1 protein-coding gene is annotated in these 419 nt (G+C 68.7%); it reads right to left on the bottom strand.

The features are described 5' to 3' along the window. A partial coding sequence (locus G6018_RS16915; RefSeq protein ID WP_182640260.1) for a transposase occupies positions 1 to 419 on the bottom strand: 419 nt, incomplete at both ends.

The following is a 419-nucleotide window of genomic DNA, read 5'->3' as shown; positions in this document are numbered from 1 at the left end:
GCAACCTCGGCCCCGTCGCGAATGTCGCCCGACGGGTTCAATGCCGGCCCCCACGCTTCCTCTGGGCAGGTCACGATGGCCCGTCGCAACGGGCCGGTGATGGAGAATCCGACCGAGGACTCCACCCGTCGACCACGGACGCGGTTCTGCTCGGTGACCCAGTTCAGCAGGTCATGGGAGGCGCCGGCGCCGTCGGAGCGGATCAGCAGATCACGTCGATGGTTGGCGGGGACCTGGGCGATCGCCTGGCCCAGGACGTCGATGTGGTCGGCGGCGGTGTTCGACCCGGCGTTGCCCGGCCGCAGGCTCGCGGCGAGGAACTCGGTCGTGTTGTCGCACCACACGCCGATCGGGTGGTAGCCGAAAGTGCGCTTGTACGTCGGCGCCGCGTGTTCCTTTTCGCTGTGGGTGACCACGAC

It is taken from the genome of Dietzia sp. DQ11-44 (genome assembly GCF_014145205.1).
GTDB classification, from domain to species: Bacteria; Actinomycetota; Actinomycetes; order Mycobacteriales; family Mycobacteriaceae; genus Dietzia; species Dietzia natronolimnaea.
Note: the sequence above shows the minus strand (reverse complement) of the source record. Positions and strands in the feature narration are given on the sequence as shown.